The organism is Alcanivorax sp. DP30 (assembly GCF_009882945.1).
Classification (GTDB): Bacteria; Pseudomonadota; Gammaproteobacteria; order Pseudomonadales; family Alcanivoracaceae; genus Alcanivorax.
In genome coordinates, this window is sequence record NZ_WTUY01000021.1 from 1 (window position 1) to 15,555 (window position 15,555).

Consider the following 15,555-nt stretch of genomic DNA (forward strand, 5'->3'; position numbering starts at 1 on the left):
AGCTACAAGCTACAAGCTACAAGCTACAAGCTACAAGCTACAAGCTACAAGCTACAAGCTACAAGCTACAAGCTACAAGCTACAAGCTACGTTTGGATTGGGGAAACCAAAAAGTTCCCGATTTTTTGAGGAACGAGGGGATGTGTAATTCGTAAGTTCTGCGCTCTGTTTCCCTGCGGCGCGGAACCCAGGCCTTATAACTGGCAGTGGCTTTCTTCGCGTTGCAGCTTGAAGCTGTCTTTTCAGGCCTTGAACCCGTTCAGCTTGTTCATCGCGGTATTGAGGTCGCCACGGAGCAGATCCGGGGTGTAGTAGACCGCTTCGTCGATGGCGCGGTCGATCAGGTCTCGATCTGCTTTTGATGGCTTGTTGAGCACGTGCGGGGTGACCAGCGCGGCGGAGCCCGGGTGGCCGATGCCGAGCCGCAGGCGGTAGAAGTCACGGCTGTTGCCGTGCTTGCTGATGATGTCGCGCAGACCATTGTGGCCGCCATGGCCGCCACCTTGCTTGAAACGGGCAGTGCCGGGGGGCAGGTCCAGTTCGTCGTGGGCAACGAGTATCTGCGTAACGGGAATCTTGAAGAAATTTGCCAGAGCGGCGGTGGACTGACCACTGCGGTTCATGAAGGTGGTCGGCACCAGCAGGCGGATGGTTTCGCCTTCAAAGGTGTAGGTGGCTGTGAGGCCGAAATACTTCTTGTCTTCGGTAAGGAAAACGCCCTGGCGTCGAGCCAGGGCGTCCACATACCAGACGCCGGCATTGTGACGGGTCTCTTCGTATTCGCGGCCCGGGTTGCCCAGGCCTACGATCAGTCGAACGGGATCCGCCACAGCGCGTCTTATTCTTCGCTGGCGGCTTCTTCGCCTTCGCCGGCTTCGTCAGACTCGGAAGCACGAACTTTCGGCGCGTGAATCGCAGCAACCGGCTGGTCGTGGTCTTCGCCCAGCGCCAGCTGAGTCAGTTCCACGCCTTTCGGCAGTTTCAGGTCGGACAGGTGAACGATGGCATTCAGTTCAACGCCGGCCATGTCCACTTCGATGAACTCAGGCAGATTCTGTGGCAGACAGCTCACTTCCACTTCGGAAACGTTGTGCTGGATCTCGCCACCCTGCTTCTTCACGCCAACAGCGCTTTCTTCGTTGATGAAGTGAAGCGGTACGTTCATGGTGATCTTGTGGGTCTTGTCCACACGCAGGAAGTCAGCGTGGGTGGGGAAACCCTTGGCCGGGTTGCGCTGCAGGTCACGCAGAACGGCTTGCACTTCCTTGCCATCGATCTTGAGGGTCAGGATGTGGCTGTAGAAGGCTTCGTTCTCCAGGGCTTTCTTCAGCTCACGCAGCTCTACACTGATCAGCTGAGGCTCGGCTTCGCCACCGTAAACGATGCCGGGAACACGCTCTTGCAGACGACGCAGGCGGCGGCTCGCACCTTTCCCTGTATCGCTGCGGCTTTCTGCATTCAGCAGGAATTCATTGGACATGGTATGTCTCCAGTATGCTCTCGGGCTTCCCGCGACCAGGTCGGCCAAAGAGGTTAATAAAACCGCGGACCATTCCGCGGGGGCGCGATTATGCAGGAAAAAGGCGCGGCGTGCCAGCGGAAAGGGCTTTAAGCTGCAAGCTACGAGCTGCAACACGGTTTGGGATTGGGGGGGGGCGGAATGAAAGAGGCCGCGCAACAGGAGCTGTGCGCGGCCTCAGGAGCTTCAATCTGGCAACAATTCATGTCCTGTTGAAGCTTGTAGCTTGATGCTTGCCCCTGATTTACACCAGCTCCAGCCGGTCGAACATGGCGCTCAGGGATTCTTCGTTGTTCACCCGGCGGATGGTCTCGGCCAGCATGGGGGCCAGGCTGAGGACGCGGATCTTGTCGCAGGCGCGGCCGGCTTCGGACAGCGGGATCGTATCGGTGACCACCAGCTGATCGAGAGAGCTGCCGGCGATGTTGTCGATGGCCGGGCCAGACAGCACCGGGTGGGTGATGTAGGCGTAGACCTTGGCGGCGCCGTGTTCCTTGAGGGCGTCTGCGGCCTTGCACAGGGTGCCGGCGGTATCGACCATGTCGTCCACCAGAATACAGGTGCGGCCTTTCACTTCACCGATGATGTGCATGACCTGGGAGACGTTGGCCTTGGGGCGGCGTTTGTCGATGATGGCCAGGTCGGCATCGTTAAGCTGCTTGGCCAGGGCGCGGGCGCGGACTACGCCGCCCACATCCGGAGAAACCACCATCAGGTCATCGTGCTTCTGGCGCTCGATGTCGGCAACGATCAACGGGGTGGCATAGACGTTGTCCACCGGAATGTCGAAGAAACCCTGAATCTGGTCAGCGTGCAGGTCCACGGTAACAACACGGTCGATCCCTACGGTGGTAATCATGTCGGCGACTACCTTGGCAGTAATCGGCACCCGGGCAGAACGCACGCGGCGATCCTGGCGTGCATAGCCGAAGTAGGGCATCACGGCAGTGATACGGCCAGCGGAGGAGCGACGCAGGGCGTCGGCCATGACCAGCAGTTCCATGATGTTGTTGTTGGTGGGATTGCAGGTGGACTGGACGATAAAGACGTCCTTGCCACGGACATTTTCCTGAATCTCGACAGCTACTTCGCCATCGCTGAAGGTGCCCACATCGGCGCTACCGATCGGCAGATTCAGGTGGTTGACCATCGCGCGGGCCAGTTCGGGGGTAGCATTACCGGTGAAAACGACGAGCTTGGACACTGGCGCCTCTCTTCGTGATGACCTTAATGTCGTGAATTATGCCGGCCCCGGGGAAGGGGTGGGGCCGGTAGAGAATATGGCTGGGGTACCAGGACTCGAACCTGGGAATAACGGGATCAAAACCCGCTGCCTTACCAACTTGGCTATACCCCAACACTCTTTTTCAGGTCTGCACTAATTGTCATTTTGTGCAGAGTCGCCTGAATTCTTTGTCTCTCGAAACGTTGCCAGTGCCTCATGAAGAGGGGAATTATTTCTGCTTCGAGCGACGAAACCTGTCCAGTGTTGTGGCAACTGTTGCAGCAACTGCTGCCCCTGTTGCGCTCCGGTGAGGCGTGCAAAACAACAAGCGCCTGTGCCGGTCATACGGGAGTTTCCCGCATTTTGCCTGAGCCAGTCCAGCGTCTTTCCGATTTCCGGAAAGTGCCGCTTTGCTACCGCTTCACAATCGTTGTGAAAGTCGCGGGTCAGCACCGCCTCAAGCGAGGCCGGTAATTTACTGATGGGGGTACCCCTTGTCAATTCCCGGTCGCCGAAAATTCGAGCAGTTGATACATGAATTCCGGGGTGAACGACTAAAAAATGCGCATCCGGCAATAAAACGGGGGTGATTTGTTCTCCGACGCCCTCGGCCCAGGCCGATTTGCCTTTCACAAATACCGGGACATCGGCGCCAAGCTGTAGTCCCAATTCCGCCAGGGTATCCAGTGACAGGCCCAGTCCCCAGAGCTGATCAAGGCCGAGCAGGGCGGTGGCGGCATCAGAGGAACCGCCACCCACGCCTCCCCCCATGGGGAGCTGTTTGTCGAGAACGATGTGGGCACCCTGCCGGGAACCAGTGTGAGTCTGGAGGATATGGGCAGCGCGCAGGACCAGGTTGCTGTCGTCACAGGGTACGTCAGGGTTGTCGCAGTGCAGCTGCAAATCCGTTGCTGTCTCGAAGGTCAGGGCATCCCCCTGATCCAGCAGTGCAAACAGCGTTTGTAGTTCATGGTAGCCATCTGGTCGCCGGCCAGTGATGTGCAGGAACAGATTGAGCTTGGCCGGGGCCGGGAGTGTCAGGGTCATGGCTTGCCGGGGGCCCATTCCTTGATCAGCAGCGTGAAGCGGTTGCCGTTCTGTTGCGCCTTGAGCCGGTGCGGCAGGCTCACGCCGGCGACGGGTTCATAGCGGTCGAACTCAAGCTGCCAACCAAGCTGATCCAGGGTGAGCAGCTGTTCCTGGTCGTCGTAGCTGGCTTCGCCGGGAGCGCCTGGCCAGGGCAGGCCGCGGGCCCAGTATTGCAGGGCTGAGATGGGCAGCCAGAAACCTGTCAGGTGCCAGGCCAGCTCGCCGGGACTGCGCGCCTGATATTGCTCCCTGGCGGTGATCAGTTCGGCACGGCCGGTGTCCCAGCGAAGTTCGGCACTGCCAAAACCCAGTGGGCCGGAAAAACGGATATCGCCGCGCGTCGGTTGCTGTTGCCATTCGAAGGTGGCGCTGCCGCCATCATTGGCGGTGCGATAGCCCAGTTTTCCATCCATGCGCCAGTGCTGAATCTGGCTGGGGTGGGTGAAGGTGTCTGTGCTGGTGGGGCGAACCTGGCAGCCAGCCACAAGCAACAGCAGGGCGACCAGTACAACAGGGGATTTCACAGACGCGCTCCCAGTCTTTCCATGGTTTCCCGGACGTGGGGGGCGTCCGGATTAGTGTTCAGTACGTCGCGCCAGATTTCCCGGGCCTGATTCTGGGCACCCATCACCCAGAGGACTTCGCCATAGTGGGCGGCCACTTCCGGGTCGGGGAACTTTTCATAGGCGCGGCGCAGGTAGTTGCGGGCTTCCTTGAGCTTTCCCTGGCGGTAGAGCACCCAGCCCATGGAATCGAGTATGGCGGGGTCGTCCGGATTCAGGGCCAGGGCGCGGGAGATGTATTGATAGGCTTCGTCCAGCCGGGAAGTGCGGCCTGCAAGGGTGTACCCCAGTGCATTCAGGGCGCTGGAGTCGTCGGGATTGAGTGACAGGATATGCCGCAGGTCGCGCTCCAGCTGCGGCAAGTCGCCGGACTTTTCCGCCAGCATGGCGCGACTATAGCGAAGGTCCGCGTTGTCCGGGTCCGTTTCCAGTGCGGTGTTGAGCAGGGCAAGGGCTTCGCTGCCATGCCCGTTGCTGTTCAGCATTTCCGCCTCACTCAGAGTCAGGCTGGTGGCCATCTCCGGGTGCAGGTTTTTCAGGTTACTGAGCAGGGCGTGGCCCTGTTCTATATTCCCCTGGCGTATCATCAGCCGGGCCGCCTGAACCCGTGCCCGGATCGATTGTGGCCCGCCGACCTTGAGGTAATGGTCAATGGCTGCATCCAGGTTGTCATGTTGTTCCTCTCCCTGAGCCAGGTAGAGGTGAACATCATCCGGGCGATAATTGATTTTCAGCAATTGTTGCAGCTGTTCCCGGGCGGTATCCGTGGCGCCCGCCTCTAGTGCCAGCAGGGCGAGGGAAAACTTCAGATCAAGATCGTCCGGGTTGCGCTCGGCCATGATGGTGAGCTGTTTTTCTGCTTGTTTGATTTCACCGCTGGCCAGCAGCATGCGCACATAGGCGAGACGGGTGCGACGGGCGTCAGGGTATTTTCGCACCAGTTTTTTCAGATGGCGCAGCGCCTTGCGGGTCTCGCCAAGCTTGTAAAGCAGCTGGGCCTTGAGCAGCAGGGCGTCCTCGTGGCGAGGCATGCGCTTTAGTGCTTCTTCGTCGGCTACCAGTGCGGCCTCAAGCCGGCCTTCGTGTTCCTGCCACAGGGCGCGGGCGTACCACAGTGGCGCCTGCTCGGGATAGTGATCGGTGAGCTGTGCCAGTGCCTGTACCAGCTGCAGGTTGCCCTCGGCATCCAGTCCGCGGGCCCGTGCGACAAGACGCCCCAGTGCCTGCTCGCCATGGGTGCCAAGCAGGGTGTCCAGGTAGCGGGTTGTGGCTTCGGTATTACCCAGGCGGATTTCCGAGAGGATGGCCAGCTGCAGGGCTTCTTCACTCTCCGGCTCTTGCTCCAGCCATTGCTGGCTGAGCAGGAGAGTCTGGTGGTGATCTTCCAGATAATGGGCCAGCTGGGACGCCTGGCTGAGCACCTTGATGTCGCCGGTGTTTTTGGCGACATCCGTGTAGTAGCCAAGCGTCACACCGTAGGCCTGGCGCTGCGCGGCCACTTCGGCCACCAGCAGGTCGGCCAGCGATTCACTGTCATAGTCGGGCGCTGCCAAGGGGAGCTTGTCTGTTTTAACAGGCTCCGGAGTGGCCGACGAGGAGTCGGCTGGCTGGGAGGTGCACCCCTGCAGGAGTAGAAGGCCGCATAGCGGCAAAGTGAAAAGACGCGTCATTAAAGGAAAATTGCCTGATTTGTGTTTCAGCTATCATGGCACAGTGCTCCGCATGCCGAAAACCATATTGCTGCAACGGGCCGGTTCTATGGGCCATATCATTGTTTTAACGGGCGCTTTCACGCAAAATGCCACACCCTTGCGCCCCGGATTCCGGGGCAAGCAGGCTGACTGGTACGGACGGGCAAGGGTGCCGCCCGTCGCGACTGACGGGCTCGGGAATTTATGAATCTGGTTGCTGTTGGCGTTAATCACACCACCGCCGATGTGGAGATGCGCGAACGTCTGGCGTTTTCCACGCAGCAGGCGCAGGCAGCGCTGGCCAGCCTTCGAGAGATGCCCGGCGTCCGTGAAGCCGCTCTGCTGTCTACCTGCAATCGCACCGAACTCTATTGTCTTACCGATGAGAACTGCCCGGATCTGGTGGACTGGCTGGCCCAACGCCGCAGTCTGACCCGTGATGCGCTGGAGTCCGTGTTATATCAGCACCGGGGCGAACAGGCCGTGGAGCACATGATGCGGGTGGCCGGTGGGCTGGATTCGCTGGTGCTTGGAGAGCCGCAGATTCTTGGCCAGATGCGTGACGCCTATGCCCGCGCCCATGAGGCGGGCCTGCTTAACGGGGAGCTGTCGCGTCTGTTTCAGGAAATCTTTTCTGTGGCCAAGCGCATCCGTACGGAAACCGGGATCGGTGCCAACCCGGTGTCCGTGGCCTATGCCGCGGTATCCTTTGCCCGCCATATTTTTGCCGATTTGAAAAAAAGCCGTGCCCTGTTGATCGGGGCGGGTGAAATGATCGAGCTGGTGGCGCGCCATCTCAGTGAGCAGCAGGTCAGTGAAATTACCATTGCCAACCGTACTGCCGAGCGCGCCAGCGAGCTGGCTTCCAGTGTGGGCGGCCGGGGTATCAGCCTGGAAGAATTGCCGGTGGCGCTTGAGCGTGCGGACATCCTGATTTCCTGCACGGCCGCGCCTTTACCTATCCTCGGCAAGGGCATGGTTGAGCGCGCGCTCAAGCAGCGCCGTCACCGGCCCATGTTTATGGTGGACATCGCGGTTCCCCGCGATATTGAACCGGAAGTGGGTGATCTGGATGATGTCTATCTGTACACCGTGGATCACCTGCAGGAAGCGATTCAGGAAAATGTCCGCGCTCGTCAGGAAGCGGCGCAGGAAGCGGCTGAACTGATTCGTGACGCCATTGTTCGCCATCGTCGCCAGCGTCGTGAGCAGGATGCGGTATCGGTATTGCGCGACTACCGTGAACAGCGTACCCGACTGGCCGCCGGCGAGCTGGACAAGGCCCTCCAACAATTGAACAACGGCGGTGATCCTGAAGAGGTTCTGCGCCGTTTTCAGCATTCCCTGGTCAACAAGTGGCTGCATGGCCCCAGTGTGACCCTGCGCAAGATGGCCGCAGAAGGGCGGGCGGAAGCCTTGCTGACTGCGCGTGAGTTGTTGCTGGACGATAATGACACGGATGCCCCGTCGGACCCGGAATAAATACGCCCGTAACGGGTTGAGGAATCTATGAAAGCGTCGCTGCAAACCAAGCTGGACAAGCTGGCCGACCGGTTCGAGGAATTGTCCGGGCTGCTGTCTGATCCGGACGTAATCGGCAACCAGAACCGGTTCCGTGACCTGTCGCGGGAATACGCTGAAATTGATCCGGTGGTGAAGTGCTACCGCGAATATCTGCAAAGCGTGGACAACCTGGAGGCTGCCCGTGCCATGCAGGATGACAGTGATCCGGAAATGCGGGAAATGGGGGCGGAAGAAGCCCGGGATGCCCAGGCGCGAATGGATGAGCTGGCTGGTGATCTGCAGATGCTGATGTTGCCGAAAGATCCCCGCGATGGTTCCAACGTCTTTCTGGAAGTGCGCGCCGGTACTGGCGGTGACGAAGCGGCCATTTTTGCCGGTGACCTGTTTCGCATGTATTCGAAATACGCCGACCGCATGGGCTGGAAGGTGGAGCTGGTGAGCGCCAGTGAAGGGGAGCACGGTGGCTACAAGGAAGTGATTGCCCGCATTATTGGTGAGGGCGTGTATTCGCGAATGAAATTTGAATCCGGTGCGCATCGGGTGCAGCGGGTACCGGCCACCGAATCCCAGGGCCGCATTCATACCTCGGCCTGCACCGTGGCGATCATGGCGGAAGCGGAAGACCTGGGTGACATCCAGATTCGCACCGAAGACCTGCGTATCGATACCTACCGTTCCTCCGGGGCCGGTGGTCAGCACGTTAACACCACGGATTCCGCGGTGCGGATTACGCACTTGCCCACCGGCGTGGTGGTGGAGTGCCAGGACGAACGCAGCCAGCACAAGAACAAGGCCAAGGCCATGAGCCTGTTGAGTGCCAAGCTGTATGACGCCCAGCAGAATGCTGCCCACGCCGAGCAGGCTGCCGAGCGAAAATCCCTGGTGGGTTCCGGTGACCGCTCTGAGCGTATCCGCACCTATAACTACCCTCAGGGGCGTGTCACCGACCACCGCATTAATCTGACCCTTTATCGCCTTTCCGAAGTGATGGAAGGGGACATGGATGAAGTGCTGGGCGCCTTGCTGGCCGAGCATCAGGCTGATCAGCTGGCCGCCCTGGGCGATCAGTAACATGCGTGTTGATGCCGCCCTGCGCGATGCCCGCAGCCGGCTGGTGTCGTCGCCCTCTGCCGCCCTGGATGCCGAGCTGCTGCTTTGCCATGTGCTGGGCAAGACTCGCACCTGGTTGTTTACCTGGCCCGAAAGGGAGCTGGATGCCGCGCAGCAGGCCTGTTTCCAGTCGCTGCTGGCCCGCCGTGAACAGGGGGAGCCGGTGGCGCATCTCACCGGCGAAAGGGAATTCTTTGGCCGTCCGTTCCGTGTCACCGCTGACACTTTGATTCCCCGCCCGGATACGGAAACCCTCATCGAGGCGGCCCTGTCCTTGCCGCTGCCAGCTAACGCGCGGGTGGTGGACCTTGGCACGGGTACCGGTGCCATCGGCATCACCCTGGCACTGGAGCAGTCTGGCTGGAAGGTCGTGCTGGTTGATCTCAGTGAGGCTGCACTCCAGGTGGCGAAGGCCAATGCCCAGGTTCTGGGTGCTTGCGTGGACGTCCTCAGGGGCAGCTGGCTGGCGCCCTGTGAAGGGCCCTTTGAACTGATTGTCAGCAATCCGCCCTATATCAATGAAAGCGACCAGCACCTGAGTGAAGGGGATGTGCGCTTTGAGCCGCACTCTGCGCTGGTAGCGGGAGATGAAGGGCTGGCGGATCTGGCCGAGATCGTCCGTCAGGCCACAGGAAAGCTGGTTGCCGGTGGCTGGCTGATGCTGGAGCATGGGTTCGATCAGGGTGATGCGGTGCGGGGATTACTGGTTGATGCAGGCTTCGACGCCGTTCGCACTGAGCGGGATCTGGGCGGCAACGACCGCGTTACCCTGGGCCAGCTTCCGGCGTAGTGGTGTGCCTGTTGGCGATGGATTGTCGTCACCTTGACAGGGTGGGCATGACCTCCGACAGTTTTTTCTGGCGCGTACCCATCTGAAACGGGGTGCGTGCAGCGAGATTCGACCATGTTTAACGACGAACAACTCGAACGATACAGTCGCCAGTTGATGGTGAGCGAAATCGACCTGGCCGGGCAGGAAGCGCTGGCTGCAGCCAGTGTGCTGATCGTGGGTTGTGGGGGGCTGGCCAACCCCGCGGCACTGTATCTGGCGGGTGCCGGTGTGGGGCAATTGGTGCTGGCGGATGATGATGTGGTGGAGCTTAGCAATCTGCATCGTCAGGTGGCGTTTCGCGGTGGCCAGGTGACACAGCCCAAGGCGCAAGCCCTTCGTGATCAGCTGCAATTGCTGAATCCGGATGTGGATGTGCGCTCAGCCGTGGTACGGGTTGACGATGCCTGGCTTGATGAGGCGGTGGCGGCGGCGACACTGGTGCTGGATTGCACGGATAACTTTGCCACCCGGCAGGCGGTCAACCGTGCCTGTGTGGGCCACCGCACGCCGCTGGTAAGTGGTGCCGCCATTCGCATGGATGGGCAGCTGGCGGTATTCGATGCGCGCCATGGAGACAGCCCCTGTTATGCCTGCGTCTATGGTGATGGCGCGGAAGGGGATCTGGCCTGTAGTCAGGCGGGTATCGTGGGTCCGGTGGTCGGCACAGTGGGTGCCATGCAGGCGTTGGCGGCGCTGCAGGTGCTTGTAGGTGTGCGGCTGGATGGTGTCCTGCACCTGTTTGATGGCCGTACCCTGTCGTGGCGACAGATTACCCTGCGCCGGGATGAGGGATGCCCTGTCTGCAGTGCGCCTCAGGAGGAGGTGTCTTCCATCTGACTGCTGGCTGAATCACTTCCCTGATCCGCCATGGGGGGCTCCTCTGCCGTTAGCCCGATAATGATCAGAATCACCACTGCAATAACAAACGCCGCACCGAGTAAGTGTTTCATGACCACTCCTCTCTCTTTCTATGGTGGTGGCGTCGATCAGGCTGACAATTCCACCACCTGTCCATTGAGCGTCTTGATCTGTCGGGCCATGTCCGTGAGCAGGCTGTGGATCATGCCCGGGTTGGATCGAATCAGGTCCTTGAACTCGTGCTTGGGCACTTTGACCACTGAGCAGCGACTTTTGGCCCGCACGGTGGCACTTCGCGGGGAGTGCGTCAGCAGGGCGATGGCACCCAGAATCTCTCCCTCACCGACACAGCCCACGACAACCTCATCGACCAGTACGTCTGCGTCACCTTCAAACAGGCTAAGCACATAGTCGGCGGGTTCGCCCTGCCGCAGAATCACGTCTCCCGGTTCGAAGTAGGCGAAGCCGGTTGTCGTGTAGGATTCTTCAGGAATGTGCGCGGCCAGAAGCCGAACCAGCATGGCCTGCTGGGTAGTCAGAATGCGGGTCCAGAGTTTCGCCAGCTGTGCATCTTCAAGAATCGCTTCCACCAGTTTGACGGTGGGATAGGCGGCCAGCAATACGGCGCTTTCTGCATAGTAAGTGACTTCGCTGTTGCCGGCGTCTGGCAGAATCAGGTCACCCTCGTCCCAGATGAACAGCTTGCGGTCCTGACAGCGCATGCCCAGCATGCCGCCCTTGATAACGTAGGTGGTGTCCTCGCACATGCCATGCTTGAAGGCATCATCCGTGGGGATCAGGGGGAGGGTTTGCGCCTGCAGGGGCAGTTGCCCGATGAGCTCATTCACCTGGCGTTTGTACATCCGGGACAAGGCGGCAAAACCGCCACTGGCTTCGGCCACAGATATCATGCAGAGCCTCTACGACTGGGTTGTTTTCCTCGAGTATGCAGGAAGAAAGCATTAGGAAACAGGACGAGGTTGGCAGATAGGCGACGCTTGCGGCCGGATGCCTAATGCCTGACGGGAAAAGATAAAACTGCCGTGTACCGATTGCCGGGCGGGGGAGGATGACAGGACAGGTTTATCGAGGATTCAGGGGGAGAGCGGACTGGTCTGACGTCTGAAGTCGGACGACTGACGCGAAAGACAGAAAACCGGCAGTCCGGCCCTGGCGGGATGGGTTGTGCGTCAGACCCCTGACGTTCGACTTCCGACTGAGCACTAAAAAGCCCGCCCGGTTTTTCCGGGCGGGCTTGTGCGTCGGGCATCCAGCGTCAGGCGTACGGCGTGTTAATAATCCCGCTCGCGGGGGCCGAATACCGGCGCTTCCTTCTTCTTGCCGGCCTGCAGGGCGCGGCGGTAGTTCTTGCCACGCATGAGTTTGAATTGCAGCTTGCTCTCGATATCGAAGGCCTGGGATTCGGAGGCGTTCCAGGTCTGGTGGAACAGGCTCTTGCCGGCACTGATGCCATCCGGTGAGCGGGTCTTGATGGCGTCGGCCAGTTTTTCGGCTTCTTCCAGTGGATTGTCGGCAACCCGTGTCACCAGATTCAGCTGCTTGGCTTCTTCCCCGTTGAACAGGCGACCGGTCATGGTCAGTTCCTTGGCCACATCCATGGGCACCAGCTCACGCAGGGTGACGGTGCCGGTCATGTCCGGGATCAGTCCCCACTTGATTTCCATGATCGACATTTCACAGTCCGGGGTAGCAAAGCGGAAATCGGCAGCCAGGGCAATCTGCATGCCGCCGCCATAACAGTAGCCGTGCAGTACGGTAATGACCGGAATCGGCAGTTCTCGCCAGCACCAGCAGACTTGCTGGAACAGGTTGGTTTTCTTGATGCCGTACTTGGTGAAGCCTTTGATGACTTTCAGCGGTTGGGTCATCACCGTGCCGAAATCCAGACCCGCGCAGAATGCCTTGCCATCCCCCTGCATGATGACCACGCGCAGGCTACGATCTTTTCTGACCGCTTTCGCCGCTTCGATAAGGCCTTCCATCATGTCGAAATCCAGACCGTTGTATTTTTCGGCCCGACTCAGGGTGATATAGGCGATGTCGTTTTTCTTTTCCAGGGTGACGCGGTTGCGGAAGGTTTGGGTCATGATCAAGTCCTTGTTGGTCGGACGTCTGAGGTCGGACGTCGGACGCAAAGTCAAAAACCGCTCGTCGAGAGGCAGCATTGAGTTTCAAGGCGTCAGACGTCCGACCTCAGACGTCTGACCCTGTGTCACTTAGCCCAGCTTTTCCTTCAATAGCTGATTGAGCTGCTGCGGGTTGGCTTTGCCCTGGGTGACCTTCATGGCCTGGCCGACGAAGAAACCGATTTTTTTCTTTTTCTTCGCGTCATCAGAGCTGCGGTAATCCTCAACCTGGGGCCCATTGTTGGCGATGATGTCGTCGACGATTTTTTCCAGTTCGCCGCTATCACTCATCTGCTTCAGGCCTTTGGCTTCGATAACCGTATCCGGGTCGCCTTCGCCAGCCCAGCAGGCTTCAAATACTTGCTTGGCAATCTTGGAGCTGATGGTGCCGTCCTTGAGGCGGGCAATCAGCTGGCCAAGCTGTTCGGCTGTTACCGGGCTGTTGGCAATGCTCTTTTCTTCCGCATTGAGTTTCGCGGCAAGTTCGCCCATTACCCAGTTGGCTGCCAGCTTGGCGTCGCCGCCGGCTTTGGTCGCCGCTTCAAAGAAAACGGCGGTGGCCAGATCGCCGGATAGCAGATCGGCGTCGTACTCGGATAGCTGGTAGTCAGCCAGGAAACGGGATTTACGTGTGTCCGGCAATTCCGGCATGGCCGCTTTCAATGCATCCAGATCGGCGTCGGTGATTTCTACCGGCAGTAGATCCGGGCAAGGGAAGTAACGGTAATCGTTGGCGTCTTCCTTGCTGCGCATGGAGCGTGCAGTGTGGGTGTCACCGTTATAGAGCCGGGTTTCCTGAACGATGGAGCCGCCATCTTCCAGGACGTCGATTTGACGCTCCACTTCCAGCTTGATGGCACGTTCCATAAAGCGGAATGAATTCAGGTTTTTGGTTTCGGTGCGGGTGCCGAGTGGGTCGCCGGGTTTACGGATGGACACGTTGACATCGAAGCGCATGTTGCCCTGCGACATGTCGCCATCACAGATACCAATGGACGTGACAATGGCGTGCAGTTTTCTGGCAAACGCCACCGCTTCTTCAGCGTTGCTCATGTCCGGTTCGGTGACCACTTCGATCAGTGGCGTACCGGCACGGTTCAGGTCGATGCCGGTCATGCCGTGGAAATCTTCATGCAGGGATTTGCCTGCATCTTCTTCCAGGTGAGCATGGTGGATACGAACGGTTTTTTTCGCACCGTTTTCCAGCGAAATTTCCACTTCGCCTGCGCCAACCACAGGCTTGTCCAGCTGGGTGGTCTGGTAGCCTTTGGGCAGGTCCGGATAAAAATAATTTTTCCGTTCGAATACGCTGTGGCGACAAATGTCCGCATTAATCGCCAGGCCAAACAAGGCGGCTTTGCGTACCGCTTCCCGGTTTACCACAGGAAGAGTGCCGGGCATGCCCAGATCTACCAGTGATGCCTGGGTGTTCGGCTCGGCACCGGTGGACAGTTTGCTGCCGGAAAACAGTTTGCTGGCGGTGTTGAGCTGGACGTGAATTTCCAGACCGATCACGACTTCCCAACTCATTGTTCACCTCCAAAAGCCGGCAGCTGGCGATGCCAGTCCGTCGCTTGCTGATACTTGTGCGCCACGTTGAGAATCTGGCCTTCACGGAAATAGTTGCCGATCACCTGGGTGCCGGTGGGTAGGCCGTTGATAAAGCCGGTGGGCATGGACAGAGCAGGCAGGCCAGCCAGGTTAACGCCGATAGTAAAGACGTCAGCCATGTACATGCTGACAGGATCATCTTTCTTTGCGCCAAGCTTGAAGGCGGTTTCCGGCGCCGTCGGGCCCATCAGTACATCTACCTTCTCAAAGGCGCGGGCAAAGTCGTCACGGATCAGGCGACGGACCTGTTGGGCGCGACGGTAATAGGCGTCGTAGTAACCGGCGGACAGCGCGTAGGTGCCCACCAGGATGCGGCGCTTCACTTCATCGCCGAAGCCTTCCGAGCGGGAACGCTTGTAAAGGTCTTCCAGATCCTGGGGATCGTCACAGCGATGACCAAAACGCACGCCGTCAAAGCGGCTCAGGTTGGAGCTGGCTTCTGCGGGGGCAATCACGTAGTAAGCGGGTACCGACAGCTTGATGCTGGGCAGGGAAACGGACACCACCCTGGCGCCGAGTTTTTTCAGCTCGCGAATGGCCTCGCGGCTGTTGTCGGCAATGGCTCCATCCAGGGTATCGGGGAAAAACTCTTCCGGGATGCCGATGGTGAGGCCGTTGATGTCGTCCTTCAATGCACCGAGGTAATCGTCCACTTTTTCATTGAGACTGGTGGAGTCACGGTGATCGTGGCCAGCCATGGCCTGCAACATCAGGGCGCAGTCCTCCGCGCTCTGCCCCATGGGGCCGGCCTGATCCAGGCTGGAGGCGAAGGCGATCATGCCCCAGCGGGACACTCGGCCGTAGGTGGGTTTGAGGCCGGTGATGTTGTTCAGGGCAGCGGGCTGGCGAATGGAGCCGCCAGTATCGGTGCCCGTGGCTGCGGGAGCCAGGCGCGCACCCAGGCAGGCAGCGGCGCCACCGGAGGAGCCGCCGGGCACCCGTTCCAGATCCCAGGGATTCTTTACCGGGCCGTAGTAGCTGGTTTCGTTGGAAGAGCCCATGGCGAACTCGTCCATGTTGGTCTTGCCCAGCATCACAGCGCCTTCCGAGGCCATCTTTTCCACCACGGTGGCCGTGTAGGGAGCAATAAAGGTATCGAGCATCTTCGAGCCGCAGCTGGTGCGTACGCCCTCAGTGCAAAAGATGTCCTTGTGAGCGATGGGCAGGCCCGTCAGGAGGCCGCCCTGGCCGGCGGCGATCGCCTGATCGGCAGCATCTGCCTGGGCCAGTGCCTGCGCTTCGGTGACGGTAATAAAGCTGTTCAACTCGCCGTCGTGTTGCTTGATGCGGGCCAGGAAGTGCTCGGTGAGTTCCCGGGAAGAGAAGTCTCCGTTGGCCAGGCCGGTCTTGAGTTCGGTCAGTGTCTTGGTGTGCATGGCGTCACTC

At 59.6% G+C, this 15,555-nt stretch carries 15 protein-coding genes and 1 tRNA gene; 4 read left to right on the plus strand and 12 right to left on the minus strand.

What is annotated here, in order from left to right; all coding sequences use genetic code 11:
• Positions 1-242: 242 nt before the first annotated feature.
• From pth to GQF00_RS15125, 7 genes are all read right to left on the minus strand, one after another.
• Complete coding sequence (gene pth, locus GQF00_RS15095) at positions 243-830, minus strand: aminoacyl-tRNA hydrolase (protein WP_161320006.1); 588 nt, start codon at positions 828-830, stop codon at positions 243-245.
• Positions 831-838: 8 nt separating this feature from the next.
• Positions 839-1,480: a 50S ribosomal protein L25/general stress protein Ctc gene (locus GQF00_RS15100; protein WP_161320007.1), complete on the minus strand. Its 642-nt coding sequence runs from the start codon at positions 1,478-1,480 to the stop codon at positions 839-841.
• Positions 1,481-1,763: 283 nt separating this feature from the next.
• The gene (locus GQF00_RS15105) at positions 1,764-2,723 is read right to left on the minus strand and encodes a ribose-phosphate pyrophosphokinase (protein ID WP_161320008.1); all 960 of its coding nucleotides are present in this window, start codon (positions 2,721-2,723) and stop codon (positions 1,764-1,766) included.
• Between the two features lie 77 nt (positions 2,724-2,800).
• Positions 2,801-2,876: transfer RNA gene (locus tag GQF00_RS15110), tRNA-Gln, on the minus strand.
• Positions 2,877-2,897: 21 nt separating this feature from the next.
• On the minus strand, positions 2,898-3,791 hold the full coding sequence (gene ispE, locus GQF00_RS15115) for a 4-(cytidine 5'-diphospho)-2-C-methyl-D-erythritol kinase (protein WP_161320030.1): 894 nt from the start codon (positions 3,789-3,791) through the stop codon (positions 2,898-2,900).
• Positions 3,788-4,357 carry a lipoprotein insertase outer membrane protein LolB gene (lolB, locus tag GQF00_RS15120; protein WP_161320009.1) on the minus strand — a complete coding sequence of 190 codons (570 nt, stop codon included), beginning with the start codon at positions 4,355-4,357 and terminating at the stop codon, positions 3,788-3,790. Before lolB ends, ispE begins: the two co-directional genes overlap by 4 nt.
• Positions 4,354-5,949 (minus strand): tetratricopeptide repeat protein, encoded by a 1,596-nt coding sequence (locus GQF00_RS15125; protein WP_237440569.1) that lies wholly within the window; start codon positions 5,947-5,949, stop codon positions 4,354-4,356. The genes lolB and GQF00_RS15125 overlap by 4 nt, the downstream gene beginning before the upstream one ends.
• Positions 5,950-6,291: 342 nt before the next feature.
• Here GQF00_RS15125 and hemA point away from each other — a divergent pair, with 342 nt between their 5' ends.
• The 4 genes from hemA to GQF00_RS15145 all read left to right on the plus strand — a co-directional run bounded on the left by hemA (position 6,292) and on the right by GQF00_RS15145 (position 10,390).
• Positions 6,292-7,569, plus strand: coding sequence for a glutamyl-tRNA reductase (hemA, locus tag GQF00_RS15130; RefSeq protein WP_161320011.1), 1,278 nt, complete (start codon positions 6,292-6,294; stop codon positions 7,567-7,569).
• 27 nt (positions 7,570-7,596) lie between these two features.
• On the plus strand, positions 7,597-8,682 hold the full coding sequence (gene prfA / locus GQF00_RS15135; protein ID WP_161320012.1) for a peptide chain release factor 1: 1,086 nt from the start codon (positions 7,597-7,599) through the stop codon (positions 8,680-8,682).
• A gap of 1 nt (position 8,683) precedes the next feature.
• On the plus strand, positions 8,684-9,511 hold the full coding sequence (gene prmC / locus GQF00_RS15140; RefSeq protein WP_161320013.1) for a peptide chain release factor N(5)-glutamine methyltransferase: 828 nt from the start codon (positions 8,684-8,686) through the stop codon (positions 9,509-9,511).
• 114 nt (positions 9,512-9,625) lie between these two features.
• Positions 9,626-10,390: a molybdopterin-synthase adenylyltransferase MoeB gene (locus GQF00_RS15145; RefSeq protein WP_161320014.1), complete on the plus strand. Its 765-nt coding sequence runs from the start codon at positions 9,626-9,628 to the stop codon at positions 10,388-10,390.
• Here the strand turns inward: GQF00_RS15145 and GQF00_RS15150 are convergent.
• The 5 genes from GQF00_RS15150 to gatA form a co-directional block, all read right to left on the minus strand.
• Positions 10,366-10,503: a hypothetical protein gene (locus GQF00_RS15150; protein WP_161320015.1), complete on the minus strand. Its 138-nt coding sequence runs from the start codon at positions 10,501-10,503 to the stop codon at positions 10,366-10,368. The two genes, GQF00_RS15145 and GQF00_RS15150, sit on opposite strands and share 25 nt — an antisense overlap.
• A gap of 36 nt (positions 10,504-10,539) precedes the next feature.
• On the minus strand, positions 10,540-11,322 hold the full coding sequence (locus GQF00_RS15155) for a cyclic nucleotide-binding domain-containing protein (protein WP_161320016.1): 783 nt from the start codon (positions 11,320-11,322) through the stop codon (positions 10,540-10,542).
• 381 nt (positions 11,323-11,703) lie between these two features.
• Positions 11,704-12,519, minus strand: coding sequence for a crotonase/enoyl-CoA hydratase family protein (locus GQF00_RS15160; RefSeq protein ID WP_161320017.1), 816 nt, complete (start codon positions 12,517-12,519; stop codon positions 11,704-11,706).
• 129 nt (positions 12,520-12,648) lie between these two features.
• Entirely contained in the window at positions 12,649-14,088 is a 1,440-nt protein-coding gene (gene gatB, locus GQF00_RS15165) for an Asp-tRNA(Asn)/Glu-tRNA(Gln) amidotransferase subunit GatB (protein WP_161320018.1), read from the minus strand.
• A complete protein-coding gene (gene gatA / locus GQF00_RS15170; RefSeq protein WP_161320031.1) occupies positions 14,085-15,545 on the minus strand; it encodes an Asp-tRNA(Asn)/Glu-tRNA(Gln) amidotransferase subunit GatA in 1,461 nt (486 codons plus the stop codon). The genes gatB and gatA overlap by 4 nt, the downstream gene beginning before the upstream one ends.
• Positions 15,546-15,555: the final 10 nt, after the last annotated feature.

Bases quoted from the DNA above. Each gene is read 5' to 3' on its own strand.
- GQF00_RS15100 (WP_161320007.1), bottom strand. From the start codon at position 1,480: ATGTCCAATGAATTCCTGCTGAATGCAGAAAGCCGCAGCGATACAGGG.
- ispE (WP_161320030.1), bottom strand. From the start codon at position 3,791: ATGACCCTGACACTCCCGGCCCCGGCCAAGCTCAATCTGTTCCTGCAC.
- hemA (WP_161320011.1), top strand. From the start codon at position 6,292: ATGAATCTGGTTGCTGTTGGCGTTAATCACACCACCGCCGATGTGGAG.
- prfA (WP_161320012.1), top strand. From the start codon at position 7,597: ATGAAAGCGTCGCTGCAAACCAAGCTGGACAAGCTGGCCGACCGGTTC.
- prmC (WP_161320013.1), top strand. From the start codon at position 8,684: ATGCGTGTTGATGCCGCCCTGCGCGATGCCCGCAGCCGGCTGGTGTCG.
- GQF00_RS15145 (WP_161320014.1), top strand. From the start codon at position 9,626: ATGTTTAACGACGAACAACTCGAACGATACAGTCGCCAGTTGATGGTG.
- GQF00_RS15150 (WP_161320015.1), bottom strand. From the start codon at position 10,503: ATGAAACACTTACTCGGTGCGGCGTTTGTTATTGCAGTGGTGATTCTG.
- GQF00_RS15155 (WP_161320016.1), bottom strand. From the start codon at position 11,322: ATGATATCTGTGGCCGAAGCCAGTGGCGGTTTTGCCGCCTTGTCCCGG.
- GQF00_RS15160 (WP_161320017.1), bottom strand. From the start codon at position 12,519: ATGACCCAAACCTTCCGCAACCGCGTCACCCTGGAAAAGAAAAACGAC.
- gatB (WP_161320018.1), bottom strand. From the start codon at position 14,088: ATGAGTTGGGAAGTCGTGATCGGTCTGGAAATTCACGTCCAGCTCAAC.
- gatA (WP_161320031.1), bottom strand. From the start codon at position 15,545: ATGCACACCAAGACACTGACCGAACTCAAGACCGGCCTGGCCAACGGA.